Source organism: Saccharospirillaceae bacterium (assembly GCA_022448365.1).
GTDB lineage: Bacteria > Pseudomonadota > Gammaproteobacteria > Pseudomonadales > Oceanobacteraceae > Bacterioplanoides.
In genome coordinates this window covers 66,214-91,843 of record JAKVCS010000004.1, presented here as the reverse complement: position 1 = coordinate 91,843, position 25,630 = coordinate 66,214, and the positions used below count along the sequence as shown (strand labels likewise).

General features: G+C 50.1%; 20 protein-coding genes. 7 read left to right on the top strand and 13 right to left on the bottom strand.

Going from position 1 to position 25,630, the window contains the following annotated elements:
* Nucleotides 1-134: 134 nt before the first annotated feature.
* From MK185_11620 to MK185_11565, 12 genes are all read right to left on the bottom strand, one after another.
* Nucleotides 135-1,427 carry an adenylosuccinate synthase gene (locus MK185_11620; protein ID MCH2041274.1) on the bottom strand — a complete coding sequence of 431 codons (1,293 nt, stop codon included), beginning with the start codon at nt 1,425-1,427 and terminating at the stop codon, nt 135-137.
* A gap of 75 nt (nt 1,428-1,502) precedes the next feature.
* Complete coding sequence (locus MK185_11615) at nt 1,503-2,669, bottom strand: ATP phosphoribosyltransferase regulatory subunit (GenBank protein MCH2041273.1); 1,167 nt, start codon at nt 2,667-2,669, stop codon at nt 1,503-1,505.
* Nucleotides 2,670-2,681: 12 nt separating this feature from the next.
* The gene (locus MK185_11610) at nt 2,682-2,879 is read right to left on the bottom strand and encodes a DUF2065 family protein (protein MCH2041272.1); all 198 of its coding nucleotides are present in this window, start codon (nt 2,877-2,879) and stop codon (nt 2,682-2,684) included.
* A 250-nt stretch (nt 2,880-3,129) separates the two neighbouring features.
* The gene (hflC, locus tag MK185_11605) at nt 3,130-3,999 is read right to left on the bottom strand and encodes a protease modulator HflC (protein ID MCH2041271.1); all 870 of its coding nucleotides are present in this window, start codon (nt 3,997-3,999) and stop codon (nt 3,130-3,132) included.
* Nucleotides 3,999-5,204, bottom strand: coding sequence for an FtsH protease activity modulator HflK (hflK, locus tag MK185_11600; GenBank protein MCH2041270.1), 1,206 nt, complete (start codon nt 5,202-5,204; stop codon nt 3,999-4,001). Before hflK ends, hflC begins: the two co-directional genes overlap by 1 nt.
* 147 nt (nt 5,205-5,351) lie before the next feature.
* Nucleotides 5,352-6,680 (bottom strand): GTPase HflX, encoded by a 1,329-nt coding sequence (hflX, locus tag MK185_11595; protein MCH2041269.1) that lies wholly within the window; start codon nt 6,678-6,680, stop codon nt 5,352-5,354.
* Nucleotides 6,681-6,750: 70 nt separating this feature from the next.
* Nucleotides 6,751-6,999 (bottom strand): RNA chaperone Hfq, encoded by a 249-nt coding sequence (gene hfq, locus MK185_11590; protein MCH2041268.1) that lies wholly within the window; start codon nt 6,997-6,999, stop codon nt 6,751-6,753.
* Between the two features lie 107 nt (nt 7,000-7,106).
* A complete protein-coding gene (gene miaA / locus MK185_11585; protein MCH2041267.1) occupies nt 7,107-8,069 on the bottom strand; it encodes a tRNA (adenosine(37)-N6)-dimethylallyltransferase MiaA in 963 nt (320 codons plus the stop codon).
* A complete protein-coding gene (gene mutL, locus MK185_11580; protein MCH2041266.1) occupies nt 8,069-10,018 on the bottom strand; it encodes a DNA mismatch repair endonuclease MutL in 1,950 nt (649 codons plus the stop codon). The genes miaA and mutL overlap by 1 nt, the downstream gene beginning before the upstream one ends.
* Nucleotides 10,015-11,376, bottom strand: a complete 1,362-nt coding sequence (locus MK185_11575; GenBank protein MCH2041265.1) for an N-acetylmuramoyl-L-alanine amidase — start codon at nt 11,374-11,376, stop codon at nt 10,015-10,017. Before MK185_11575 ends, mutL begins: the two co-directional genes overlap by 4 nt.
* A gap of 26 nt (nt 11,377-11,402) precedes the next feature.
* Nucleotides 11,403-11,903: a tRNA (adenosine(37)-N6)-threonylcarbamoyltransferase complex ATPase subunit type 1 TsaE gene (tsaE, locus tag MK185_11570; GenBank protein ID MCH2041264.1), complete on the bottom strand. Its 501-nt coding sequence runs from the start codon at nt 11,901-11,903 to the stop codon at nt 11,403-11,405.
* Nucleotides 11,903-13,438 (bottom strand): NAD(P)H-hydrate dehydratase, encoded by a 1,536-nt coding sequence (locus MK185_11565; GenBank protein ID MCH2041263.1) that lies wholly within the window; start codon nt 13,436-13,438, stop codon nt 11,903-11,905. The genes tsaE and MK185_11565 overlap by 1 nt, the downstream gene beginning before the upstream one ends.
* A gap of 68 nt (nt 13,439-13,506) precedes the next feature.
* Here MK185_11565 and queG point away from each other — a divergent pair, with 68 nt between their 5' ends.
* From queG to MK185_11540, 5 genes are all read left to right on the top strand, one after another.
* Entirely contained in the window at nt 13,507-14,601 is a 1,095-nt protein-coding gene (gene queG / locus MK185_11560) for a tRNA epoxyqueuosine(34) reductase QueG (protein ID MCH2041262.1), read from the top strand.
* Between the two features lie 181 nt (nt 14,602-14,782).
* Nucleotides 14,783-15,643, top strand: a complete 861-nt coding sequence (locus MK185_11555) for an ABC transporter six-transmembrane domain-containing protein (protein ID MCH2041261.1) — start codon at nt 14,783-14,785, stop codon at nt 15,641-15,643.
* A gap of 67 nt (nt 15,644-15,710) precedes the next feature.
* On the top strand, nt 15,711-16,856 hold the full coding sequence (locus MK185_11550; GenBank protein MCH2041260.1) for an efflux RND transporter periplasmic adaptor subunit: 1,146 nt from the start codon (nt 15,711-15,713) through the stop codon (nt 16,854-16,856).
* On the top strand, nt 16,853-19,960 hold the full coding sequence (locus MK185_11545; protein ID MCH2041259.1) for an efflux RND transporter permease subunit: 3,108 nt from the start codon (nt 16,853-16,855) through the stop codon (nt 19,958-19,960). Before MK185_11550 ends, MK185_11545 begins: the two co-directional genes overlap by 4 nt.
* A 134-nt stretch (nt 19,961-20,094) precedes the next feature.
* Complete coding sequence (locus MK185_11540) at nt 20,095-20,817, top strand: RNA methyltransferase (GenBank protein ID MCH2041258.1); 723 nt, start codon at nt 20,095-20,097, stop codon at nt 20,815-20,817.
* Between the two features lie 40 nt (nt 20,818-20,857).
* Here MK185_11540 and MK185_11535 read toward each other — a convergent pair whose 3' ends face one another.
* Nucleotides 20,858-21,607 carry a transporter substrate-binding domain-containing protein gene (locus MK185_11535; protein MCH2041257.1) on the bottom strand — a complete coding sequence of 250 codons (750 nt, stop codon included), beginning with the start codon at nt 21,605-21,607 and terminating at the stop codon, nt 20,858-20,860.
* A gap of 365 nt (nt 21,608-21,972) precedes the next feature.
* Here MK185_11535 and tkt point away from each other — a divergent pair, with 365 nt between their 5' ends.
* Nucleotides 21,973-23,961: a transketolase gene (gene tkt, locus MK185_11530; protein MCH2041256.1), complete on the top strand. Its 1,989-nt coding sequence runs from the start codon at nt 21,973-21,975 to the stop codon at nt 23,959-23,961.
* Nucleotides 23,962-24,225: 264 nt separating this feature from the next.
* Nucleotides 24,226-25,605 carry an 8-oxoguanine deaminase gene (locus MK185_11525; GenBank protein ID MCH2041255.1) on the top strand — a complete coding sequence of 460 codons (1,380 nt, stop codon included), beginning with the start codon at nt 24,226-24,228 and terminating at the stop codon, nt 25,603-25,605.
* Nucleotides 25,606-25,630 lie beyond the last annotated feature (25 nt).

Sequence of the window (25,630 nt, the reverse complement as noted above, 5' to 3'; positions counted from 1 at the left end):
TTTGATTTTTTTAGGCAAGGCCACCGAAGTGGTCGAAGTAAGGTAAAGTTAGCAATCACACACAACCACCCGATATTAAACGAACGTTGTTCAGCTAACTCTTAACACTCCCTACCAATACTAGACGTGTTCCGTTAAAGCTCGAAGCTATGACGCAGCACAATAGTTTGTACGCGGTCAGGACCTGTAGAGATAATATCAATTGGCGCTTCGATCGCTTTTTCAACAAAACGAATATAAGCCTTAGCATTTTCCGGAAGATCCTCAAGCTTCTGTGCACCCACTGTGCTCTCAGTCCAACCTGGCAGCTCTTCGTATACCGGGGTAATTTTGTCGAACTGATCAGCGCTTGCCGGAACGTTCATGCGGTTACCATTTTCGTCTTCGTAACCAACGCACACCTTAACGGTTTCCAGACCATCCAGTACATCCAGCTTGGTCAGGCAGATCGCGTTGACTGAGTTCACACGGATTGCATGTTTAACCAGTGCGGCATCGAACCAGCCACAACGACGGGAACGACCCGTGGTAGTACCTTTCTCATGACCAACAGTCGCCAGATGTTCACCCACCTCATCGAACAGCTCCGTTGGAAAAGGACCGGAACCAACACGAGTGGTATACGCTTTGGTGATACCCATGATCTGATCCAGATACAACGGGCCCACACCAGAACCACAGGCAACACCGCCAGCGGTAGTATTTGATGAGGTAACAAACGGATAGGTACCGTGGTCAATATCTAACAGAGTACCCTGAGCACCTTCGAACATGATGTCACCGCCCTGCTCGCGGATGGTATGAACCATATCCACTGCATCAACAACGATGTCTTTAATTTGCGCAGCCCACTCATGACAAGATGCCAGAGTGTCTTCGTAGCTGACTTCATCAACACCGTAGTAGTTCTTCAGCGAGAAGTTGTGGAATTCCATCACTTCTTTCAGCTTGTCAGCAAATTCCGGCTGGAACATATCACCAACACGCAGACCACGACGAGATACTTTATCTTCATAAGCCGGGCCAATACCACGACCGGTAGTACCGATCTTAGCGTTACCACGCTTGATCTCACGCGCCTGATCCAGAGCAACGTGGTAAGGCAGAATGAGTGGGCAGGCATGGGAAATACGCAGGCGCTCCATTACCGGTACGCCACGCTCTTCCAGAGAGCGCACTTCTTTTAACAGCGCGTCCGGTGCCAACACGACACCATTACCGATAATACAGCGCACGTTATCGCGCAAAATGCCAGACGGGATCAGGTGCAGTGCGGTTTTAACACCGTCGATCACCAGGGTATGACCCGCATTGTGACCGCCCTGAAAACGCACAACCGCAGTCGCCTTCTCTGTCAGCAGATCAACAATTTTACCTTTACCTTCGTCACCCCATTGGGTGCCCAGAACAACAACGCTTTTGCCCATCTCGGTATCTATCACTCTGTTAGGGCCTTGTTGATTCACTCAACTCGGCCTGTTTTCAATAAAAAATGAATTCTCTCAGGCGTCGACCAGTTGCCACTGACCTGCCTGAAATTGCAGAGTCTGATCCGCCGGGATCGCTTCTGCGTTCAGCTGTACCAGCACACGAACACCCTGCTCGCGCAATTGCTGAATTTTTTCCCACAACAGTGGATCGTCACTGCCAGGGGCGACGACGGTTTGCTTTCTGGCCACCGGCTGAGTGCCGAAACGTGCCAGCACTTTTAAATCAGCACTGAACCCGGTTGCCGGACGCGCACGTCCAAATACGGCACCGGTTTCATCGTAACGACCGCCCTGAGCGACGGCATCACCGTAACCCGGAACATAAGCCGCAAACACCAGACCGGTGTGATAGTCGTAACCACGCAGTTCGGTTAAATCAAAATAGAACGGCGTATTCGGGAAACGCATCGCCAGCTGATCCGTCACCTTCTGAATGTGTTGTAACTCCGCTGAAGTTTCCGGTACCAACTCAGCCAGGCGAGCGATGGATTCATCTAACAGCTTCCGATCGCCCTGCAAACGAGTGAGAAGTTTAAAAGCCTCACACAATTTAGCGTCTTTGATTTCACGATCGGCCCAGGCATCCAGGTCAGAAGCACATTTCAGCTTCAGCAGATCAAATAATTCGTTCTGTTGCTCAGCGCTGATACCCGCTTTATCAGCCAGGGCACGGAAAACACCAACGTGCCCCAAATCCAGGTGGATATCTTTGATGCCGGCCTTGTCAATCATCGCCACCATTAAACTGATGATCTCAACGTCAGCCGCGACACCCGCTTCACCGTATAATTCCGCACCGATCTGGGTTGGCGTTCGGTTGGCAAGCAAGGATGGCGCTTTAGCATGAAAAACCGTGCGGCAATAGCTCAGGCGGCTAACCCCTTCCGGAGCGAGGCTGTGAGCATCAATACGAGCAACCTGAGGCGTGGTATCGGCACTCAGACCCATCATGCGACCCGACAATTGGTCGGTCACCTTAAAGGTACGCAGATCCAGATCTTTGCCAGTACCGGTTAACAAAGAGTCCAGATACTCCAGCGCCGGCGGAATCACAAAGTCATAGCCCCAATGATCCAGCAAATCGAGCAGGTGACGACGTAAAACCTCGATTTGCCGCGCCTGAGGCGGCAACACTTCATCAATACCATCCGGCAATAGCCAACGGTCAGCGCGTGTCATGATTCAGCCTTATCAATTGATCAGATAGAGAAGCCCCAGCCCCAGCAACATGCTGAACAGACCGGTCATTCGCATTGTGCGGTCATCCACTTCGGCAAGCTGCTGTACCAGTGTTCGCCAGCGGGCAGGGTATAAAAACGGTAACGCCCCCTCGAGGATAAATACCAGGCAAACAGCGATGGCGATTTCCCGCCAGAAGTCGAGTTGCACTGTTGTTTACCTTTTTAACCGCACAAAAAAACCGGGCGTGTCGCCCGGTTGCAGGATTCTACCAAAGCCATAAGGCAATGAACATAATTTAGGCGCAATTCCTTTGAATCCGCTTTGCTTGTGTCAATTGGTAAGAACACCCCCGTTGCATATAACTTCAGGTTCTAGCCAGACGAATAAGTAACTCAGAAACAAAAACGCCGGAACCCGCAGAGAGTTCCGGCGCTACGATTACTGACTATGCAACCGCCTATTGGCCTGCGGCATCCTTCATGTAACGGAAGAAGTCGCTGTCGGGCTTCAGCATAATCACGTCGTTCTGCTTGAAGGTCTCTTCATAAGCTTTCAGGCTGCGCGTGAATGCATAAAACTCAGGATCTTTGGTATACGCCTGAGCGTAGATCTTGGCCGCTTGTGCATCACCTTCACCTTTGGTGCGCTCTGCATCACGATAGGCTTCCGCTTCGATAACCGTCTTTTGACGATCCGCATCTGCTTCAATACCTTCAGCAAGCTCTTTACCTTGAGATCGGTGCTCGCGGGCTTCACGCTCTCGCTCAGCCGACATTCGGTTATACACCGAGTTACTCAGATCATCAGGAAGATCCACTGCTTTAACCCGAACATCCAGAACTTCAATCCCCAGATCATCCTGAGTTTCGGTATTCAGCGCCGTGGTCAACTTGGTCATCAATTCGTCACGTTCACCGGAAACCACCTCATGCAGAGAGCGAGCAGCAATTTCATCACGCAGACCTTTGTTTACCAGGTTGGCTAACAAGTTCGAAGCCTGGAAACGATCGCCAGAGGTGGCCTTGTAGTAAGCACGCACATCTTTAATGCGCCATTTAGCGAAGGAATCAACAATCACGTATTTTTTACCGGCCGTCAGGAAGCGCGATGGATTGGTGTCGAGTGTCAGTACTCGTGCATCAAAGCGTTTGACCTCCTGAATCAGCGGACTTTTCCAGTGCAGACCGGGCTGAATATCAGCCTCAACGATTTCACCGAACTGAAGCTTAATCGCACGCTCAGTTTCATTCACCACGTAAAGGCCCTGACTGGCAACCAGTGCAACGATGCCCAGAGCGATGACAGCTAACATAGCTTTAGGAGACATTAGCGACCCTCCCCACGACGAGATGATGAAGAAGAAGAATTCTGACGGGCACGTACTTCATTCAATACGCGATCGGTCAGACGTGAAATTTCATTATCAGAAATAGCACCGGTTTTGCTTTGCGCCGGCATATTTTTAACAATCTGATCTAATGGCAGATACATCATATTGTTACCACCATCAACGTCCACCATCACCTTGCTGGCTTTGTTGTAGACCTCCGTGATCGACTCAATGTAAAGACGCTCACGGGTTACCTTCGGCGCATTTTTGTATTCGCTGTAGAGGTTATCAAAACGAGCCGCCTCACCTTCTGCGCGAGCAATGATACGTTCTTTGTAAGCCGACGCTTCTTCCAACTGACGCTGAGCACGACCACGTGCTTCCGGAACAATCGAGTTTGCATAAGCTTCCGATTCGTTAATAAAGCGCTCTTTATCCTGTTTGGCTTTCTGAACATCATCAAACGCAGCCTTCACCTGAGCCGGTGGGCGGGCATCTTTAATGTTGACATTGGTCAGAACCATACCGGTCTGGTAACGCTCCAGATAATCCTGCAGACGCAGCTGAACTTTCTCAGCCAATTCAGCACGACCGGTGGTCAGAATCGGGTCCATCTCAGTGGAACCAACTTCATGACGCAGCGCACTCTCGGCAGCAGACAATAAAGTACGTTCCGGCGCCTCAACACGCAGTGCGAACGAGACCGGATCAACCACACGGTACTGAGCGTTTAATTCAACTTCGACGATGTTTTCGTCTTCCGTCAGCATCCGTTCTTTGATTTCAGCTTCACGAACTTTGGTGGTATTAACCGGAATCACGCTATCGACCAGCGGGATCTTGAAACGCAGGCCGGGCTGTTCTGTCTTCAGGTATTCACCCAACCGTAAAACCACACCCCGTTCCTGTTCATCCAGGGTGTAAACGGCGTTAAAACCTAACATCACTACCAGCACAACAGCAGCAATGCCGAACATGCCACCGGCACCGCTGCCCTGGTTGTTATTATTGCGGTTGTTGTTACCGCGACCACCGAACATGCCGTTGAGCTTGTCCAGCAGTTGTTTTAATGCTTCATCCAGATCGGGCGGCTGATTACCACCGCGATTGTTATTACCGCGGTTGTCATTTCCACGATCGCCGCGATCGTTGTTACCCCATGGATCTTTGGGGCCATTACCGCCAGGCTCATTCCAGGCCATAAGTCTCTCCAGTCAGGCAGACAGTTCAAAAAGCGCCTCAAAGCGCTCAACAATGATATACGTTTTAGGCACGATAGACAGTCTCCATCGGTCAAAGACTGTCAATCCAAGCAGATTATTTCGTTGCGACTGCATTTATCAGTACGGTTATTGCCAGGGTTCTTTTTGCTGCGGCAAAAATCGGTGTTCTGTTATTCCTGCTTTGGCGATTGCACGACGAAAATCCTGACGTTGCATACGGATTTGCAACAATATATCGCCGTCATCCGTATAAGCCTCTTCACGAATGGCGCCCATGTCATAAAGAATAGCGCGCAACTTGGATTCTGCAGGTCTGAGTCGAATTTCTTCAGCAAATAAATCGTCACCAAGCAGCTCCGCAATCGCTTTATTCAGCAAATCGAAACCTTCGTGTTCACGTGCCGATAACCACACCGCAACAGGCAACCCCTGATCATCACGATCAATACGGGCTTCACCGTGTTCTAATAAGTCGATCTTATTATATACCCGCAACTGAGATACTTCGTCGGCTTCGATTTCGCCCAGCACCATCTCCACCTGTTCAATATTGGAATCACGCTCATCTGCTGCACAGTCAATTACATGCATCAGCAAATCCGCCTCTGCCGCTTCCTGCAAAGTTGCGCGGAAAGCTTCCACTAATTTATGCGGCAAATGACGAATAAATCCGACCGTATCGGCCAGCACCACCTCTCCGATATCATCAACACTATGACGACGCAGGGTTGGGTCCAATGTGGCAAATAACTGATCAGCGGCATACACCTCGGATGTCGTTAACGCATTAAACAAGGTCGATTTACCGGCGTTGGTATAACCCACAATGGCAACCGTTGGAATGGATGAACGCTGACGCGCACGACGGCCCTGATTGCGCTGGGCACGCACCTTTTCCAGCCGTTTATGAATTTGGCTAACGCGATTACGTACTAAGCGGCGGTCGGTTTCCAACTGAGATTCACCAGCACCACGGGAGCCAATACCACCCTGTTGTCGCTCTAAGTGAGTCCAACCACGCACCAGCCGCGTCGATTGATACTGTAACTGGGCCAACTCAACCTGCAGTTTACCCTCGTGAGTTCGGGCACGCTGAGCAAAAATATCGAGAATCAGACCAGTACGGTCTACCACACGGCACTCCAGTGCCTTCTCAAGATTGCGCTCCTGGCTGGGCGATAACGCATGATTAAACATCACAAGCTGGCAGTCATGCAGATTCAGCATGTCGCGAATCTCTTCCACTTTACCCAGTCCAATAAAGGTTTTTGGGTCGGGAGTAGAGCGCTTTGCGGTTACCAGTTCAAGCGGATCAGCACCGGCAGAAATCACCAGCTCACGAAACTCATTCAGATCTTCGCGGTTCAGGCCTTCGGGAAAATCGATATGAACCAGTATTGCGGTTTCGCCACCCTGCTTTTGGCCTGAATTGTTAGTTGGCCGTTCAAAGAACAAAGTCAGCTAAGCCTCTGATAAAAATTCGGAAAGGAATTACGCCGGGAAAGGTCCCGGCATAAAAAAGAACTTACTCTTCCGCCGCTTCAACACCGCTGTCGGCTGGCGCCAGACGAACGTTACGAGATGGCACAACAGTAGAAATCGCATGCTTATACACCATCTGGCTTACGGTGTTTTTCAGCAAAATTACAAACTGGTCAAATGATTCAATCTGGCCCTGCAGCTTAATTCCGTTTACCAGGAAAATGGAAACCGGAATACGCTCTTTGCGCAGTTGGTTCAGATAAGGGTCTTGTAAAGAGTGCCCTTTTGACATGGTTGTCTCCTTGAAATTTAAGGTGTCGTCCAATGTGGGGACGACCGAATAAAAAAATGCCCCATACCGCTCTGACATCGGGCTTAGTGCTAAGGTAAGCAGATAAATCAGGTCGATGCGCTAAATATGGCGTTCGCTTCAAGGATTTTCAAGGCACTTTGCAGAAGTTTTGGATCATTTGTATCCAGCCAGTGCAAATCGGGCCAACTTCGCAGCCAGGTAATCTGACGTTTTGCCAGCTGACGAGTCGCAATGATGCCCCTTTCTTCCATTTCCTCGTAGCTACAATTACCCTCTAGATAATCCCATGCCTGACGATAACCCACCGCTCGAATCGACGGTAACGAAGGGTTGAGATCATCTCGCTGAAACAAAGTTCGCATCTCATCAATAAAACCTTCACGCAACATTTGCTTAAAGCGAATAGCAATACGTTCATGGAGCTGCTGACGTTCTGGCGGACAGACTGCCAAATTCACTACATGATAAGGTAGTGGCTGAGTTTGCTGCTCAGCCCAGAACTGACTCATGGTTTTGCCCGAGATTTCATAAACCTCCAGCGCACGCTCAATGCGCTGAGAATCCATCGGCTTCAGTCGTGCAGCCGATGCAGGATCAATCTCTGCTAACTTGTTATGCATATGTGGCCAGCCAAACTGCTGTGCTTCCGCCACCAGCCTGTCACGCACATCAGCATCCGCTTTAGGCAACTCCGCCGCGCCATCTCGCAGAAATTTGAAGTACATCATGGTACCTCCTACCAACAACGGTATTTTACCGGCGGCGGTAATTTCGGCCATTTCATGCAGCGCATCGTCACGGAAGTTCGCGGCAGAGTAACTTTCAGCCGGGTCAATCAGGTCGATTAACCGGTGTGGCGCACGCTTCAGCATCTCGCCATCTGGCTTGGCGGTACCAATATCCATCCCCTTGTACACCAGCGCTGAATCAACACTGATGATCTCGCAGGGATATTTCTCCACCAGTTCGAGCGCCAGCGCGGTTTTACCCGATGCCGTTGGCCCCATCAAAAAAATCGCCGGAGGCAATGTATTCGGGTTATCGCTCATCATCGGCCTCTTAAAAACAGTTTATCCAGTTCGGGCAGTGTCATTTGCGTCCAGGTCGGACGCCCATGGTTGCACTGGCCACTGCGTTCCGTCGCCTCCATGTCACGCAGTAAAGCATTCATTTCAGGCAGGGTTAATTTGCGATTTGCGCGCACCGAACCATGACACGCCATGGTCGATAATACTTCGTTACGGAAGGCCAGAATGCGGTCTGAACGGCCGTGCTCCATTAAATCTGACAACATATCGGTGATTAGTTGAGCAACGTTTGCCTGCTGCAATAACACCGGAATCTGACGAATTAAAATACTTTCAGGACCTACCCGGGCAATTTCGACACCCAAGTGACGAAACTCGTCGCCATGCTGTTCAGCGGCATCCGCCTCACGTTCACTGACCGCCAGTGTTTCCGGCACCAACAATGGCTGACTTTGCACACCTTGCTCATCCAAAGCGACCTTTAAGCGCTCGTAGGTAATGCGCTCATGAGCGGCATGCATATCCACCACCACCATACCCAGCGCGTTTTGCGCCAGGATATAAATACCGTGCAACTGCGCAATAGCAAAACCCAGAGGCGGCATATCTTCACCGGTGGATTCCGGTAGCGACTGCACCGCCCCATTGCTGAAAGGCTCAACATTATTAACGGCTCCCGCCAGCGGTTGCGCCATGGTTTGATAAGCCTGCAGCTGTTCAGCAACGGCATTCTGACTGATGCCCTCACGAGCCTGACTTGCGCCCGGATGTGTCTGATAGCTATTACTCTGGAAACCCGATGTTTGCGCTGGTGCTGATGTGGCCGCCGATTGCCAGTTTAATCGGGTCTGTTCACTGAACTCTCCTGCTTCCACGCCACTGGCTGGTGTATTTTGTTGCGTCAGGCTCTGACTCGCTGGCCCGCCATCATCGAGACGGCCGCCCGGCGGCAACTGAGCATCCGGACGCACATCCGCCAGAGCTTTGTGTAACGTGCGGAATAAGTAATCGTGCACAAGACGGCCATCACGAAAACGTACTTCGTGTTTGGTTGGATGTACGTTCACATCCACCAGCTTCGGATCAAGCCATAAGTAGAGAACAAAGGCAGGCTGACGGCCGTGATACAATACATCCCGGTAGGCCTGCTTAATGGCATGCACCACCAGTTTGTCACGCACCACCCGACCATTGACGAAGAAATATTGCATATCCGCCTGGGAACGGGAAAACGTCGGCAAGCCAACCCACCCCTGCAAGTTCAGACCGGCGGCTTCTCGTTCAATATGCACCGCACTGTCCATGAAGGTTGGATTTAATAGCTGTGCAACCCGCTTTTCGCGGTCAATCGGTCGTGTTGCCGGACGCAACGAATGAATCACTTTGCCATTGTGACGCAAAGTAAATCCAACATCGTAACGACTCAATGCCAGACGTTTGACTGTCTCTTCAAGGTGGGAAAATTCGGTTTTCTCTGTACGTAGGAATTTTCGTCTTGCCGGGGTATTAAAAAATAAATCACGCACTTCGATGGTCGTACCCACTGGATGAGCAGACGGCGAAACACTGGCGACCATATCCCGGCCTTCGGCAGTCACCTGCCAGGCTTCTTCCGCATCTTTTTCACGAGAGCTTAATGTTAACCGGGTAACCGAGCTGATACTTGCCAACGCCTCACCGCGAAAGCCGAGGCTGCCGACGGCTTCAAGATCGTCCAGGGTGATGATCTTACTCGTCGCATGGCGGCTCAAGGCCAGTGGCAGATCGTCTTTGCCGATCCCATAGCCATTGTCGCGGATACGCAATAGCTTTACACCACCTTGTTCGGCGTCGATTTCAATACGATCTGCACCGGCATCGAGTGAGTTTTCTACCAGCTCTTTGACAATATTGGCCGGGCGCTCGACCACTTCACCAGCAGCGATCTGGTTCGCCAGACGTGGCGATAATAAATGAATTCGGGAGGTCATGAGGTTGGGATTTTCAGTTTTTGTCCGACCCAGACATTGTCAGACTTTAATTTATTCAGGCGGCGTATTTTCGACATGGCAACACGATTCTTAACCGCAATACCAGACAACGTATCGCCTCGACGAACGACATAGGTACGATAGCCAGCTGGGCTATTTTTCTTACCCGAAACCGATTGCCAGTTGTTAATCGGACTGTTTTTTTTCTGTGAGGACGCAAGTAAAGTGCCGCGTGGTGGATAGCTTTTAAAATAGGCTCTAATGCCATTGAAGATCGCCTTAGCCATTTTTTTCTGGTAGCTGCGACCCGCCAGTTTTTTCGCTTCCCCGGGATTGGAAATAAATCCGGTTTCCACTAACAATGCGGGCATATCCGGGGCCTTGAGTACTACAAATGACGCTTCTTCCACTTGTTTCTTGTGCAAGCGCGAGACTTTCCCCATCTGCTTAAGAATACCCGCACCAATTTGTAAGCTGGAGTTGCGTTTAGCCGTCATGGATAAATCCAGTAAGGTCATCGCCAGATGATCTTCTTTATCTTCCAGGCTTACGCCACCAATCAGGTCAGATTCGTTTTCTTTATCCGCCAGCCAACGTGCAGCCTCACTGGTTGCTCCCCGCTCAGACAATACAAAGACCGAAGAGCCATGTGCACTCGGGTGTTTAAACGCATCCGCATGAATTGAGACGAAAAAATCTGCATTAGCTTTTCGTGCCTTGGCCGTACGCTCACGCAGGCCAATATAATAATCACCGGTTCGCACCATAAAAGGCTGAAATCCGGGTTCGTTTTTCAACAGTTTTTCCAACTGTCTGGCAATCGCCAACACAATGCGTTTTTCATAAATTCGGCCAGGACCAACCGCTCCCGGATCTTCACCGCCGTGGCCAGCATCAATCGCAATAATGATGTTACGCTCCGAGGAGCCACTGTGTTTGGTGTGCTTTACCGGGGCAACAACCGCTTTCACCGCCTGTTTATTTTCCAGATCAACAACCAGTCGATGATATGGATATTTCTTATTCGGTTTCAGTGGAAAACTTTTGGGTGACAGTGACTGATTAACGTCCAACACAATGCGCAGATCTTGCTTGTTACGCTTGCCGGAGCGAATGGCTTTTACGTTCGTGCCTTTAACATCGATGGCTGCAACGTTCTTAAGACTTTTAGCCGCCATCAGATCGATCACGACCCGATCTGGATTACTCAGGGTAAAAATTTTATGTTCTGAGGGTTCGGTAAGATCAAATACCAGACGAGTTTTATCCGGAGATTGCCAGACACGCACATCTTTTACGTCAGCCTGAGTCAGGGCTGACATCATCATCGTCAGAATGAAAAGCAGACGTACCATCATAACTTCATTAATAAGGTATGTTCCCGTTACAGCGCGCTCAGTTCAGCGACCCAGCTTTGTGACCGCTCAGAGTCTGACTGCCAGATTAACCTGCGGCTTTCACCCAGATCATCAATGCTCAGAACCAAATCGGCTGCGGGTAAAATCCCCCGCCCCTTGTCGGCCCACTCGATCAGGCATAATGCCCCATCGCTGAGATAATCGCGAATCCCCATAAACTCCAGTTCTTCAGGATCTGCCAGGCGGTACAAATCAAAGTGGCAGACCTTCACACCCGCCAGCGCGTAATCTTCTACCAGAGTGTAGGTCGGGCTTTTTACCGCTCCCAGGTGGCCCAGGCCCTGAACCAGGCCGCGGGAAAAAGTGGTTTTCCCGGCGCCTAGAGTACCTTCGAGAAAAATCACCAGACCAGCATCGGTTAATTGCTGCTGCCTTAAAAACTCTGCCACCTTTGCGGCATACGCCAGCATTTCCGGTTCGCCGGTTAACTCAATGGCAGGTGAATGATTCTTCTCAGCAGGGCACATCAGTTCATTAACTCTCTTAAATAGGGCATTAAATCGGTGGCCAGCAAACCGCGCTGACCATTTATTGCCGCAGCCAGGTCAGCTGCGCCACTGTGGATACAGACACCGTAACGAGCGGCCTGCCAGGGAGACATCCCCTGGGCCAGCAACGCAGCAATGACGCCAGTTAAGACATCCCCCATGCCGCCACAGGCCATGCCAGGATTACCATCTGTGCACAAAGCCACGTTGCCTTCTGGTGCTGCAATCAGCGTTCCCTGACCTTTTAACACGACAACAGCGTCGTAGTCCTGTGCCAGCTGGCGTGCGGCAGCAAATCGGTCTGCCTGCACCTGCTCAATGCTGGTCCCTAATAAACGGGCAGCTTCACCCGGATGCGGGGTAATAATCACGTCACGCTCAGTAAAACTGCGCTTCCAGCCGGGTGATGCCAGCAGGTTCAGACCATCAGCATCGAGTACCAGCGGAGATTCCGCATGTAATACCTGCTGCAGCAACAACTCAGACCAACTGCTCTGACCCAGACCGGGGCCACACGCAATCACGGTGCTTTTTTCCAACAACGGCTGCAATTCGAGCCCAGATTCGACGGCACGCACCATGGCTTCCGGACGACGCACCAGAATAGGCGTCACGTGCTCGCTGCGGGTAGCACAGCGAATCAATCCCGAACCACATCGACCGGCAGCGTCAACCGCCATCGCAACGGCGCCTCCCATACCATGATCGCCTCCCACCACCACGACATGACCAAACTCGCCTTTGTGTGAGTTACCTCGGCGCGCAGGTAAACGCTGCCCCAGACGCTCAAGACGATCCCAACTGATACGCTCACAGTTCGCTCGCTCCTGATGATAAATCAGAGGATCGATCGCCAAAGATGCAAACGCCACTTCTCCGGAAACATCCGGACCATCAGACGTGAGTAAACCCTGTTTCACACCGATGAAGGTCACCGTCAGACTGGCTTCCACTGCACAACCCATAATCTGACCGGAGTCTGCATTCAGCCCCGAGGGTAAGTCGAGCGATAACACATCGGCCAGATGAGCATTCATGGCAGCGATCGCCTGGGCGTACTCACCCTCAACCACTTTATTGAGGCCAGTCCCCAACAGACCATCGATAATGACACCGCCTTCGTACACCAACTCATCGCGAAAGACTTGTGGCTCAACACCGGCTTCCAGCGCCATTTCTCGCGCTTTACTGGCAGTGGCCGACATCTGGCTGTGATCACCCAGGGTATAAAACACAACGTCCAGACCATGATGACAGGCCAGTGCCGCCAACACATAAGCATCACCACCGTTATTGCCCGGTCCGGCAAAAACACAGACCGACCCTTCTTCTGGCCAGCGCTCCAACATGCAGGCAAAGGCGGCTTCTGCCGCACGGGACATCAGTTCGAACCCACCATCATCACCGCTTTCCTGATGAATCTGAGCAATCGCCAGAGCATCCAGCTCCTGTACCTGGGCGGCACTGTAGAGTTCGCCGGGTAAATGATCTTTCGCTGAGTAAGGTCGGTTCATCCCTGCTTGGCCTTCAATGTGGTAAATTTGTCGGAATTATATCGACAAGTACCTTTCAAGTCCTGCACATGACCTCAGATTTACCCCATTTTACTGTTGCTTCAGACCTGCGTGAGCAGATCGAACAATGGGCTCAGGAACTGGGCTTCCAGCAGCTTGGGATTACTGATATCAATCTGGGTGAACACGAACACCGTCTGCAGCAGTGGTTAAAGCAGGGCTACCACGGTGAAATGGCGTATATGGCCGATCATGGCAATATGCGTTCACGACCCGATGAACTGCAACCGGGCAGCATACGTGTCATCAGCCTGCGGATGGATTACCTGGCTCCGGGCATCGAACTTACCAGCCAACTGCAGAATAAACATCATGCCTACATCTCACGCTATGCCCTCGGTCGCGATTATCACAAACTGATTCGCAAGCGCCTGACGCAACTGGGTAAAAAAATTCAGCAAGCCATCGAAGCTGTGAATCAACAGCAAGGTATGAGCTATCGCGCTTTTGTTGACAGCGCGCCACTGCTGGAACGTGCGCTGGCCAATAAAGCCGGACTGGGGTGGATTGGTAAGAATACCATGTTGATAAATCGTCAGGCTGGCTCGTATTTTTTCCTCGGTGAAATTCTGACCGACCTGCCACTACCAACCGACGATAGCTACCAGAAAGAACACTGTGGACGCTGCACATCGTGTTTGGACATTTGCCCGACTCAGGCATTTGTTGGGCCGCACGTATTGGATGCACGCAAATGCATTTCCTACCTGACCATTGAACTCGACGGACCGATTCCGCTGGAATTGCGCAAAGGCATTGGCAACCGTATTTTTGGCTGTGACGACTGCCAGATCGGTTGCCCCTGGAATCGCTTCAGCAAGACCACCGAAGAACCGGACTTTTCTCCTCGTCATCAACTCGACAAAGCAACGCTGCTGGAACTATTTGCCTGGGATGAGACCACGTTCCTGAAACGTACCGAAGGCATGCCAATTCGCCGCACTGGATATGAAAACTGGCAACGCAATATCGCCGTAGCACTCGGCAACGCCCCTGCCAGCCTCGAAGTAGTCGACGCCCTGGAAAAGGCAAGACCGTGCGCTTCCGAGCTGGTTCAGCAACATATCGACTGGGCTTTGCAACAACACCAACTTCGCTCGTAATCTACAATACCAACTGCACTCGTAATCTATCGATACGTTAATACATCACACACCACACCGTCATAACACAAGAAAGACTGTTGCATCCGCTGGTCATAAATCCCTCGATAAAAGACACGTCCGCGTCATCGAATTGCTTTATTCTGACAACGGCTGATATTTATTACAGGAGCAGTTCTTTATGTCATCGCGGGGGCTATCCGGACCCATCGGGTTATCACTGTTATTACGTCATTTCCCACATCAGATAGGGATTACCTGGCTATTAGTCGTGATCGAAAATGCCTTACTGGCGTTAATTCCACTCTTAATTGGCTTTGCAATCGATGGATTACTGCAGCAGAAACACGACGATTTGCTGAATCTGGCCGTGGTATTTTTCGCTCTGATTCTTATTTCCGTCGGTCGCAGAATTTACGACACCCGAGCGTATGGTTCGATTCGCGTTCGGCTCGGCATTGAGGTCGATCAACGTCATCATAAAGAGAGCGTGTCGGTTCGTAGTGCACGTTTGGATATGGCGCGTGAGCTGGTTGATTTTCTTGAAAACAATGTCCCTGAATTATTCACGGCGGTTATTCAGTTAGCGGTCTCTCTGATCATTCTTGCCCTTTTCGACTATCGTCTGGCATTAGCAGCAGGAGTACTGTTACTAGCAATGGTTATTTTATACGCCGGCTTCCACGCTTTGTTTTATCGCCTTAACCGTGCACTGAACAGCCAGATGGAGCGTCAGGTGAATATTCTGAACGGTGTATCTTCGATGCGGCTGATTTCTCATCTGCAGGCACTGCGTCGGCATGAAATTCATTTATCCGACAGCGATGCAATCCTGTATGGTCTGATTTTTACCATGATTGGTGGTTTTATTATTTTCAATTTATGGTTATGTGCGTCAATGGCAGATGCCACTCCCGGCAAGTTATTTTCCATTATCAGCTACTCATGGGAATATGCTGAGGCAGCGATCGCGTTACCGCTGGCGATGCAAACGTTATCGCGCCTGAAAGAGATTAGTCAGCGACTCAACGCCTTCAGTTGAGGTTCAGGCTGAATAACTACACTGACCAACCGACACTTACATTCATAAATCTAACAACAGGAACGTCATGACTATGCCTGCAGCATCAGCCAACCGAAAATGGCTATACTCGTCGATTCTGATTTTTATTACGGTGCTGGCCTGGCTGGTGTTTATGGCACCGGAGCCTGAAACCCCAATCGACGAAGAAAACGTTTTGCTACCGGTTTCTGTCGTATCACTGCAACCGCAGAATTATCAGGTTCAGATAGACGCCAGTGGAATTACTCAGGCACGCTGGCCAACCCGATTGGTTGCTGCAGTAGACGGGCGTATCAGTGAACTGTCTGCGCTCCTTGAACCGGGTGTATTGGTCAGTGATGGCCAGTTATTGTTAAAGATTCAAGACAGTCAGTATCAGGCGCAACTTGACAGTGCGCGCAGCCGTCTGGCGAATGCGCAACTTAATCTGGAAAAAACACTACACGAACAAACCGTCGCTAAACGATCAGGCGGCAAACTCCGAACCCCTTATGCTCGTTATGAACCACAGGTTGAATCAGCACAAGCGGATGTTAAAGCAGCAACCAGTGAGTTAAATAACGCACAACAACGGTTGCAAGACACAGCAATCCACGCACCTTTTTCAGCCATTATTCTGCAGCGTCTGGTGACACCAGGGCAGTGGTTACCCAGCAACAGCGAAACGTTTGTCATTGCTGCCAGTGAATCTATCGATATCAAAGTTGAAATGCCGGAAAGCGATTGGGCGCAGCTGCCGCAACTCAGCAAAGGCGATGCCGTATTGGTTACGACCAATAATGGCAAAAAATGGCAGGGGAATGTGCGCTACATCAGTCCGGTACGAGAAAAAAGTACGCGCCAGCGCAGTCTGATTGTTAAAGTCGATTCACCGTATCAACCCCAACAACAGCAACTGCCATTATTGCCAGACACTCAAGTTGATCTGACTTTTAATGGCAATGAACAACAACAGGCATTTATCGCACCCGCGTCCGTTCTGACAGAAGACGGTAACGTCTGGAGTATCAATGCACAAAACCTGTTACAACTGGAAGAAGTTGAGCTGTTAGCGCAAAGCGTGGAGCAGGTTGTTGTACGTTTTAAACAGCAATCGAGTTTGCCACGACAGATTGTGCTCTACCCTCTGGGTTCAATGATTAATGGTCAGCAGGTTAAACCACAATCAGCAACAGCAGGGACAGCCCAATGAAATGGTTAACCAATTGGTTTATCGATAATCCGGTTGCTGCCAATTTGTTGATGGTGATGATTCTCGCCGGCGGTATTCTGTCGATAGCAACGATTCGAGTGGAAAGTTTCCCTCAGATTCCTCCCAGCCGAATTAACATTTATGTGGTGTATCCCGGTGGTACCGCAGCTCAGGTAGACGAGAGTATCACTCAACGTGTCGAGGATGCGATCAGCTCAATTCCCGGTATTGAAAAAATCACTTCTGTTTCTCAGCCAGGCTTATCGCGCGTTACCGTTAAAAAAACCACAGATACTGATTTAAGTCGCCTGCTCGATGATATCCGCAATAAAGTGAACGTTATTCAGGGATTTCCCCTCGCAGCCGAACAACCACAAGTGGTGCGGGACGAATTCACCAACCTCGCGGCTTATGTGGTGGTTTATGGTGATGTCGATAACAAGACTCTAAAACAATCTGTCATTCGCACGGTTCAAGCGTTAAAAGCGCACCCGGACATTTCTCAGGTCACAAATCTGGCCGATTCCCGCCAATTATTAACCATTGAGCCGGACCCGGAAAAATTACGTCGATACAATCTTGATATCAGTGGTTTGAATCAGCGCATTAAGCAATGGTCACTGGAATATCGAAGTGGTGAATTAAAGACAGCACAAGGGACTCTGGTGCTGCGTAGCGATATGACCGCGGATACCCTACTAAAATTACGTAACTTACCGGTAATTAACACTCAGGAAGGTACCATTTATTTAAAAGATATTGCCGACATTAAACGCGATTTTAATCAGGGAGATTCCGTTGTTCGTTATCAGGGAAAATCTGCAGCAGCGATTCTGGTATCAACCAGCCGTAAGGATAATCTGCTACACGTCAGTGAAGCAATTCAGCAGGTATTGAAAGATGTTAAGCCAGCATTACCGGCAAACGTAGAACTCGACGCCATGGCTGATATGGCACCGTATATTAAAGATCAGCTCAATCGTTTAGGTAACAATGCCTGGCAAGGGCTGTTAATTGTTCTGCTATTACTGGGACTGTTCCTGAACATCAAACTGGCTTTTTGGGTTGCCGTTGGTATTCCGGTGTCTCTGGCTGGTGCGTTGTGGTTAATGGGGCCGTTAAACTACACCATCAATGATATTACCTTATTCGGTATGATTCTGGTTTTAGGCGTCTTGGTTGATGATGCTGTGGTTGTCGGTGAAAGCATTCATACCGCAAGAGGAGAAATTGCTAATCCGCGTGACGCTGCCCGAACCGGCGTTGAAGCCGTTGCCACTGCCACTGTTTTTGGTGTACTGACAACCATCGCCGCTTTTTCACCCATGCTTTGGATTAAAAATGAACTGGCTCAGGTATTGGCTGGATTTTCAGCCATTGTCATTCTCGCGCTGATTTTCTCATTGATTGAAAGCAAATTTATTTTGCCGGCACACCTGGCTCACTCCAAAGCGGGTAAAGACAACAGGTTCAGCCGCATAATTAATCGCGTAAGGGTGGCATGCCTCGCGGCGCTCGACCATTTTGGTGAACGATATTACTTACCCGCATTGCGCTTCTCGCTACATAACAAAGCAGCGGTGTTGCTATTGTTTGTCAGCTTTATGGTATTGGCCTATGGCTTATGGGGTCACGGTACCATTAAAGCCGCATTTTTTCCGGAAATCCCCGGTCGCTTTGCCCAGGTAAAGGTAACCATGAATCTGGATGCTCCGGTACCTCTGGCAGTGAAAGGCAGTGTTCAGTTAGAGCAGGCGTTAAAAGTTACCGACGAGTCACTGCAGCAGGATTATGATTTATCGGCTTCAGCAATTGAGCGGGCGTTTGTGTTTACCGACGCCGCGAAATCGGTTGAAGTCGTAGCTGAACTGACCACAGAAGCGTTATCAGCCATACCCGCAAATGAACTGCTAAAACGCTGGCAGATGAATACCGGCATCATCGAGGGTGCATACTCAAGTCAATTTACCGCAGCGGATGAGCCTGCCGGTGGTACCGCATTATCCATCACCTCCCGCGACAGAGAACTGTCGCGCCGCGTTGCACAGCAATTAAAACCATTATTGCAGCAACTGCCCGGCGTTAATGATGTCTATGACGACAGCCAGGGTGGACAGCGTCAGCTGCGTCTGAGCATCAATCAACAAGGCCGGCAACTGGGTTTAACGCAGGCTGATCTGGCGCTCATCGTTGGCGGTGCGTTCGGTAACCTGGAAGTGCAGCGATTGCTATACCAGGGGGAGGAAACCCGTATTCAATTGCGCTTCCCGGATAATCTGCGTCGTACACAAGAGCAACTGCATGCGACACCGGTGCGGGTTGATGATAATAAATATGTATCGCTGGCGGAAATTGCCGACATTGAGTTCACGCGCGAAGCTCAGGTTCTGTATCGCCGTGACCGAGAGGGTGTTGTCAGTGTTTATTGGCGTCAAAACCGCAATATCGCAGCACCGGAAGAGGTGTTAGATAGGTTGAAAAAAGAGAGCATTCCACAGCTTGAGAAGCAATACCCTGGCGTAAAAATCAAAGCGGCTGGCGAATTTGAGGAAATCAGCGACGTAAAAGGCGGATTCAAAAAAGCCATGCTCCTCACTTTGTTACTTATTTACATTTTGCTCGCCGTGCCGCTGAAATCTTACTATCAGCCCTTTATTATTATGTCGATTATTCCTTTTGGCTACGCCGGTGCCATTTATGGTCATGGACTGATGGGGCTACCGGTAAGCATCCTGTCGCTGTTTGGTATGATGGCGATGACCGGCGTTGTGATTAATGATTCTCTGGTGTTAATGACACGCTTCAATCGAAATTACCATGAACAGGGAATGTCGGTGAAAGACGCTCTCATTGATGCTGGCCGAAGCCGCTTGCGGGCTATTTTTCTGACCACCGTTACAACCGTTTGTGGATTGTTACCGTTATTAATGGAAACATCGGAACAAGCACAGTATTTAAAACCTGCTGCGGTTTCATTAGTGTTTGGAGAGTTATTTGCCACCCCAATTACACTGATCCTGATTCCCGTTCTACTGGCAATGGGAAAATATAAACGCGATCCGCACAACCGTATGAATAACGCGCAGCAGCCAGCAGAAAATTAGGAGGGAGACCCTTTATTCGTCCTGCGCCCTCTCTCTGCGCAGGATAGAGCAAGCATGCTCGGCCAGCTCCATATCTCTCATGGATTTTGGCCGGGCGCCCAGCCAAGGTACAATATCGCATTCTCAACCAGACAATGGCTACCATGAAACTCGACGACATTAAAAAACTGCATCAGAAAAAGTATCGTACTCAGTTCGGTCATTATCTGGTGGAAGGTGAGCATCTGATTCTGGAGTTGGAGAAAACATCCATTGAGCGTTGTGAAATTCTGGTCACAGAGACTTATCAGGATTGGCCAACACGCTTTAAGAAAACATTGATCAGCAGCAAAAAAATGGCTGCTATTTCAGATACCAAATCACCTCAGGGCATTATTGCGATTGTCCCACTGCCCCGAACTGATCACGGCAACAACGAACCAACCCGCAACAAGTCGATCTATTTATATGAAATACAAGACCCGGGAAACCTCGGGACGATCTTGCGCACGTTAGGCTGGTTCGGTGGCTATCGCTGTATTCTGAGTCCGGGCAGTGTTGATCCGTTTAACCCCAAAGTGGTGCGTTCCAGCATGGGAGCCATCTTCCATGTTGAGATTGATCAGGAAGTGACGCTGCAACAACTGCAACAACGCTACCCACGAATTGCAACCCTGGACATGCAGGGATCACCACTAAATGAACCGTCTTTCGGGGAGTTTGAGTGCTATCTGTTTGGCAATGAAGCACGTGGGGTACCGAGGGACGCATTGGCCGGATTCGATACCGTACCGTTCACCATCACCGGCAATGGTGCCATTGAGTCGCTGAACCTGGCCACGGCCGTTAATATGACGATGTATGAACTAAACCGCTAACGCCCAAGCTCAGCCAGTGCTGAGCTGATACCCACCAACGTTAACGACCGTAAGCAGCCTCAATACTCTGCAGTTCACCTTGCTGGCGCAGTGCATCCAAAGCTTGTTGCAAGCTATTGATAACTTTCTCTGGGGTCTCTTTGTTCATTGCAATGTACATAGGCGTGCTACGGAAAGTCAGCACCTCTTTTAACGATTCCATCTCGGTCACATTCGCTGCGGTATAAGGTCCGGTTAGCTGATCGGTCACCCACAGGTCCACCTGATTTAATTCCAGCTTTCGTGGAACCATCTGCGAAGAGTCTGCCAGCACAACCTTAAAGCCCTTACTGATCAGATAATTGCTCATTACATCCCCTTTGTAGCCGCCAATAGTGTATGCACGAGCATCTTCGAGGGTATTTAACGTGATATCAGAACCGGGCTTGGCGAATAAAGTCCAACGTAAGTCCGTGATGGGGCCGACCCAATCGAACAACGCCTCCCGATCTTCGCTGCGCACAGCGCAGAATAACCCGGTGTTGGGTTTACGCGTTGTCCGATCCAAACCGTAGCGCCAGTTACGTAATTTGATACGCGATTGATAAGGCACCTCTTTAAGCACAGCTTTGACAATATCGGTACACAGGCCACTGATATCTTCCGCCTTGTGAGCAAATGCGCTGCCATCGTCGGACATATTGTAAGGCGGATACTGCTCGGTGAAGAAATACAGCTTCTCTTTGGCCTGACTAACACCGTTAAGAGCCAATAACAGTATAAAAGATAGAGTTTTAGATAGAATATTCATGGACATTATCCGGTTAAAAATGATCATCACGCTTTAGCTAAAAGAAAGTCGACCGAGCAGTCAACTCAACAAATGTAATATCTGACCGACTGCCTACACTCGCGTCATCTTCGACCGTCTTGGTAACAACAACGGTCATTCACCAAGTCACCTTCTGACCACCTGTCGGCAACCAGCAAGTGGTATCGACAGAACCTGTGCCAATAAGCTAAAAGCTGTTTGCTGCAAATGCCAATCTGAGCGACAATGGCGCCTTTCTCGATCCGCAACAAAAGACTGATCGTTTTTTGACCGGATTACGGGCTGAAATTTAACGTTCAGCCAGACTAAAACGCATTCTTTATCGTATTATTCAGGAGCCGTACATGACCTCTCGTTCCGAACTGGCCAATGCCATCCGTGCATTGAGCATGGACGCCGTTCAGAAAGCTAAATCTGGCCACCCAGGCGCCCCAATGGGGATGGCCGACATCGCCGAAGTGTTATGGAACGACTACCTAAAGCACAACCCGGAGAATCCCGATTGGGCAGATCGCGACCGCTTTATTCTCTCTAACGGTCATGGGTCAATGCTGATCTACTCGCTGCTGCACCTGGCCGGTTACGGCTTAAGCATCGACGACATCAAAAATTTCCGTCAGCTGCACTCAAAAACGCCGGGCCACCCTGAATACGGTTACGCCCCTGGTATCGAAACCACCACAGGCCCTCTGGGTCAGGGCATCGCTAACGGTGTTGGTATGGCAACCGCTGAAAAAGTTCTGGCGGCTCAGTTCAACCGCGACGGCCACAACATCGTTGACCACCACACCTACGTATTCCTCGGTGATGGCTGCATGATGGAAGGTATCTCACACGAAGCGTGTTCTTTAGCGGGTACTCTGGGCTTAGGCAAACTGGTTGCGTTCTACGACGACAACGGCATCTCCATCGACGGTGAAGTCGAAGGTTGGTTCACTGACGACACGGTTAAGCGTTTTGAATCGTACGGTTGGCAGGTGATCCCACGTGTTAACGGTCACGATCCGGAAGAAATCAAACAAGCAATCGAAACCGCTCGCGCAAACACCGAGCAACCAAGCCTGATCTGCTGCAAAACCATCATTGGTTTTGGTTCGCCAAATAAAGAAGGCAAAGAAGACTGTCACGGCGCACCGCTGGGCGATGATGAAATTGCACTGACCCGTGAACGCTTGGGCTGGAACCACGGCGCCTTCGAAATTCCTGACAATGTTTATGAAGGCTGGAGCGCAAAAGCGAAAGGCGCTGCGGCTGAGCAAAGCTGGAATGACAAGTTCGCAGCATACGAGGCTGCTTACCCAGAGCTAGCAGCAGAATATAAACGTCGTATGGCCGGTGACCTTCCAGCCGATTTCTCTGAAAAAGCCCAAGCTTACATAGAAGAATGTCAGGCAAAAGGTGAAGAAGTCGCTTCTCGCAAGGCCTCTCAGAACACCCTGAATGCATTTGGTCCGCTACTGCCGGAATTCCTCGGCGGCTCTGCTGACCTGGCTGGCTCCAACCTGACACTGTGGAAAGACGCACAAGGCGTGAGCGAAACCGACGCTTCCGGTAACTACCTGTTCTACGGCGTACGTGAGTTCGGCATGAGCGCCATGATGAACGGTATCGCGCTGCACAAAGGTTTTGTCCCTTACGGTGCAACCTTCCTGATGTTCATGGAGTACGCCCGCAACGCCGTACGTATGGCGGCGCTGATGAAGCAACGTGCCATCTTTGTTTACACCCACGATTCTATCGGCCTGGGTGAAGACGGCCCAACTCACCAGCCGGTTGAGCAAGTAGCCAACCTGCGTAACACCCCAAGTCTGGAAACCTGGCGTCCATGTGACACGGTAGAATCGGCAACGTGCTGGAAGGCAGCCGTTGAACGTGCCGACGGCCCAAGTGCGCTGATCTTCTCTCGCCAGGGTCTGCAGCACCAGCAGCGTACTGCTGAGCAGGTAAATAACATCGCTAAAGGGGGTTATATCCTGCGTGATTGTGAAGGTACGCCGGATGCCATCATCATCGCTACCGGTTCAGAAGTGAAGCTGGCGATGGAAGCGGCTGAGCAATTAGCTGGCAAAAACGTACGCGTTGTTTCTATGCCTTCTGCGGAAGTGTTCTGCAAACAAGACGCTGCTTATATCGAATCGGTACTGCCAGCCGCTGTCACCGCTCGTGTAGCCGTTGAAGCACTGCACAAAGACTTCTGGTACAAGTTTGTTGGCCTGCAAGGCAAGATCATCGGCATGGAAACGTTCGGTGAATCGGCACCAGCGGGTGAACTGTTTAAAGAGTTTGGCATTACTACCGATGCTGTGGTTGAAGCTGTAAATAGCCTGGTTTGATCATCCATTAGAACCCGCTGTTTCGCTCTAGCAAACGCTAAAATAAAAGCCGCAATGGTTAACCAATTGCGGCTTTTTTATTTCCCAAAGTCTTGTTAGCATTTCCACAGCAGATTAACACGCAAGTCACTGCCCGCTTCAGAAGCTTATTGATACCCAACCTTTGGGATGCTTCTGAATTCCCTGATACGGGAGTGACGTAAGTGCTGTCCAACCTATAGAACCAGCCTCGTCATTCCTTAACCTTTATTGTGAGGAATTGATATGTCGACGAGCGCATCTGAATCAAGCGTTACAAAACAAAACCTGTGGATAAAACAGCCACTGTCCTGTTTTACCGCCAATAACAATGATGCCGCAAACGGCGTTGTCATTTGTGGTGATCGGATTATTGAGCTGGTCGCCGAAGGCCAGCAACCGACATCTGACATTCATCAGATATTTGATGCCAGACAACATGTATTACTGCCCGGTTTAATTAATACCCATCATCATTTTTACCAAACTCTGACTCGTGCCTGTCCACCTGCGTTAAATAAAAAGTTATTTCCCTGGCTTCAAACTCTGTACCCGATCTGGGCCAAGCTCACACCGGAAGCACACGCAACGGCAACAGAATTAGCCATGGTAGAGCTGATGTTATCCGGCTGCACTACGGCAGCCGATCATCACTATCTGTTTCCACACGGAATGGAGCACGCCATTGATCAGCAAGCAAAAGTCGCCCTGAAATTAGGTATGCGTGCCACGTTTACCCGCGGTTCAATGACATTAAGTCAGAAGGATGGAGGATTACCGCCGGAAACCGTGGTTCAAACCGAACAACAAATTCTTGATGACAGTGAGCGCCTGATTAAGCACTGGCACCAGCAAGATGAAAAATCTCTGGTCGAAATTGCTCTGGCGCCCTGCTCACCGTTTTCGGTAACACAAGACATTATGAAAGCCAGCGCGGTATTGGCTGAAAAATACAACGTTGGTTTGCATACCCATTTAGCCGAAACCGAAGATGAAAATGATTTTTGTCTGAAAATGTTCGGCTTACGTCCATTGGATTATCTTGAGTCCGTCGGCTGGCTGAATAATCGCACCTGGCTGGCCCATGGGATTCATTTTAACGATGAAGAAATTCAGCGACTGGGCAAAGCAGGCACCGGGATTTGTCATTGTCCGTCTTCTAATATGGTTTTAGCGTCTGGTATTTGCCATGTGCGAGAATTAGTTCAAGCTGGCGCTCCGATCGGCTTAGGCGTTGATGGTAGCGCATCCAATGATCACAGCAATTTAATGCAGGAAATACGTCAGGCTTTATTAATTCAGAGACTGCGTTATGAAGCTGATGAATTTACCCATTTTGATGCTCTTACACTGGCAACTAAAGGTTCAGCCTCAGTGCTACGCCGGCCAAACATCGGCGAACTGGCAGTTGGCAAACAGGCAGATTTCGCCTTATTTAAATTGGATGAGCCAAGATTCAGTGGCGCTCACGATCCGCTAGCCGCGCTGGTTTTGTGTGGCGCCTCACAAGCCGATGCAGTAATGATTAATGGCCAGTGGAAAGTGAAGAATAAAGAGTGGTTAGACGGTGATATAGAAGCGCTGATGGCTCAACACCAGCAAGCGGCAAAAACCCTGTATAACTGACAAACAAAAAACGGGTGCCTGTATG

Coding starts and splice junctions, on each gene's coding strand:
- hfq (MCH2041268.1), bottom strand. CDS start 6,999: ATGTCAAAAGGGCACTCTTTACAAGACCCTTATCTGAACCAACTGCGC.
- MK185_11545 (MCH2041259.1), top strand. CDS start 16,853: ATGAAATGGTTAACCAATTGGTTTATCGATAATCCGGTTGCTGCCAAT.
- MK185_11575 (MCH2041265.1), bottom strand. CDS start 11,376: ATGATGGTACGTCTGCTTTTCATTCTGACGATGATGATGTCAGCCCTG.
- MK185_11620 (MCH2041274.1), bottom strand. CDS start 1,427: ATGGGCAAAAGCGTTGTTGTTCTGGGCACCCAATGGGGTGACGAAGGT.
- tkt (MCH2041256.1), top strand. CDS start 21,973: ATGACCTCTCGTTCCGAACTGGCCAATGCCATCCGTGCATTGAGCATG.
- MK185_11555 (MCH2041261.1), top strand. CDS start 14,783: ATGTCATCGCGGGGGCTATCCGGACCCATCGGGTTATCACTGTTATTA.
- queG (MCH2041262.1), top strand. CDS start 13,507: ATGACCTCAGATTTACCCCATTTTACTGTTGCTTCAGACCTGCGTGAG.
- MK185_11525 (MCH2041255.1), top strand. CDS start 24,226: ATGTCGACGAGCGCATCTGAATCAAGCGTTACAAAACAAAACCTGTGG.
- miaA (MCH2041267.1), bottom strand. CDS start 8,069: ATGAGCGATAACCCGAATACATTGCCTCCGGCGATTTTTTTGATGGGG.
- hflC (MCH2041271.1), bottom strand. CDS start 3,999: ATGTCTCCTAAAGCTATGTTAGCTGTCATCGCTCTGGGCATCGTTGCA.
- MK185_11565 (MCH2041263.1), bottom strand. CDS start 13,438: ATGAACCGACCTTACTCAGCGAAAGATCATTTACCCGGCGAACTCTAC.
- MK185_11615 (MCH2041273.1), bottom strand. CDS start 2,669: ATGACACGCGCTGACCGTTGGCTATTGCCGGATGGTATTGATGAAGTG.
- mutL (MCH2041266.1), bottom strand. CDS start 10,018: ATGACCTCCCGAATTCATTTATTATCGCCACGTCTGGCGAACCAGATC.
- MK185_11535 (MCH2041257.1), bottom strand. CDS start 21,607: ATGAATATTCTATCTAAAACTCTATCTTTTATACTGTTATTGGCTCTT.
- MK185_11550 (MCH2041260.1), top strand. CDS start 15,711: ATGACTATGCCTGCAGCATCAGCCAACCGAAAATGGCTATACTCGTCG.
- hflK (MCH2041270.1), bottom strand. CDS start 5,204: ATGGCCTGGAATGAGCCTGGCGGTAATGGCCCCAAAGATCCATGGGGT.
- MK185_11540 (MCH2041258.1), top strand. CDS start 20,095: ATGGCTACCATGAAACTCGACGACATTAAAAAACTGCATCAGAAAAAG.
- tsaE (MCH2041264.1), bottom strand. CDS start 11,903: ATGTGCCCTGCTGAGAAGAATCATTCACCTGCCATTGAGTTAACCGGC.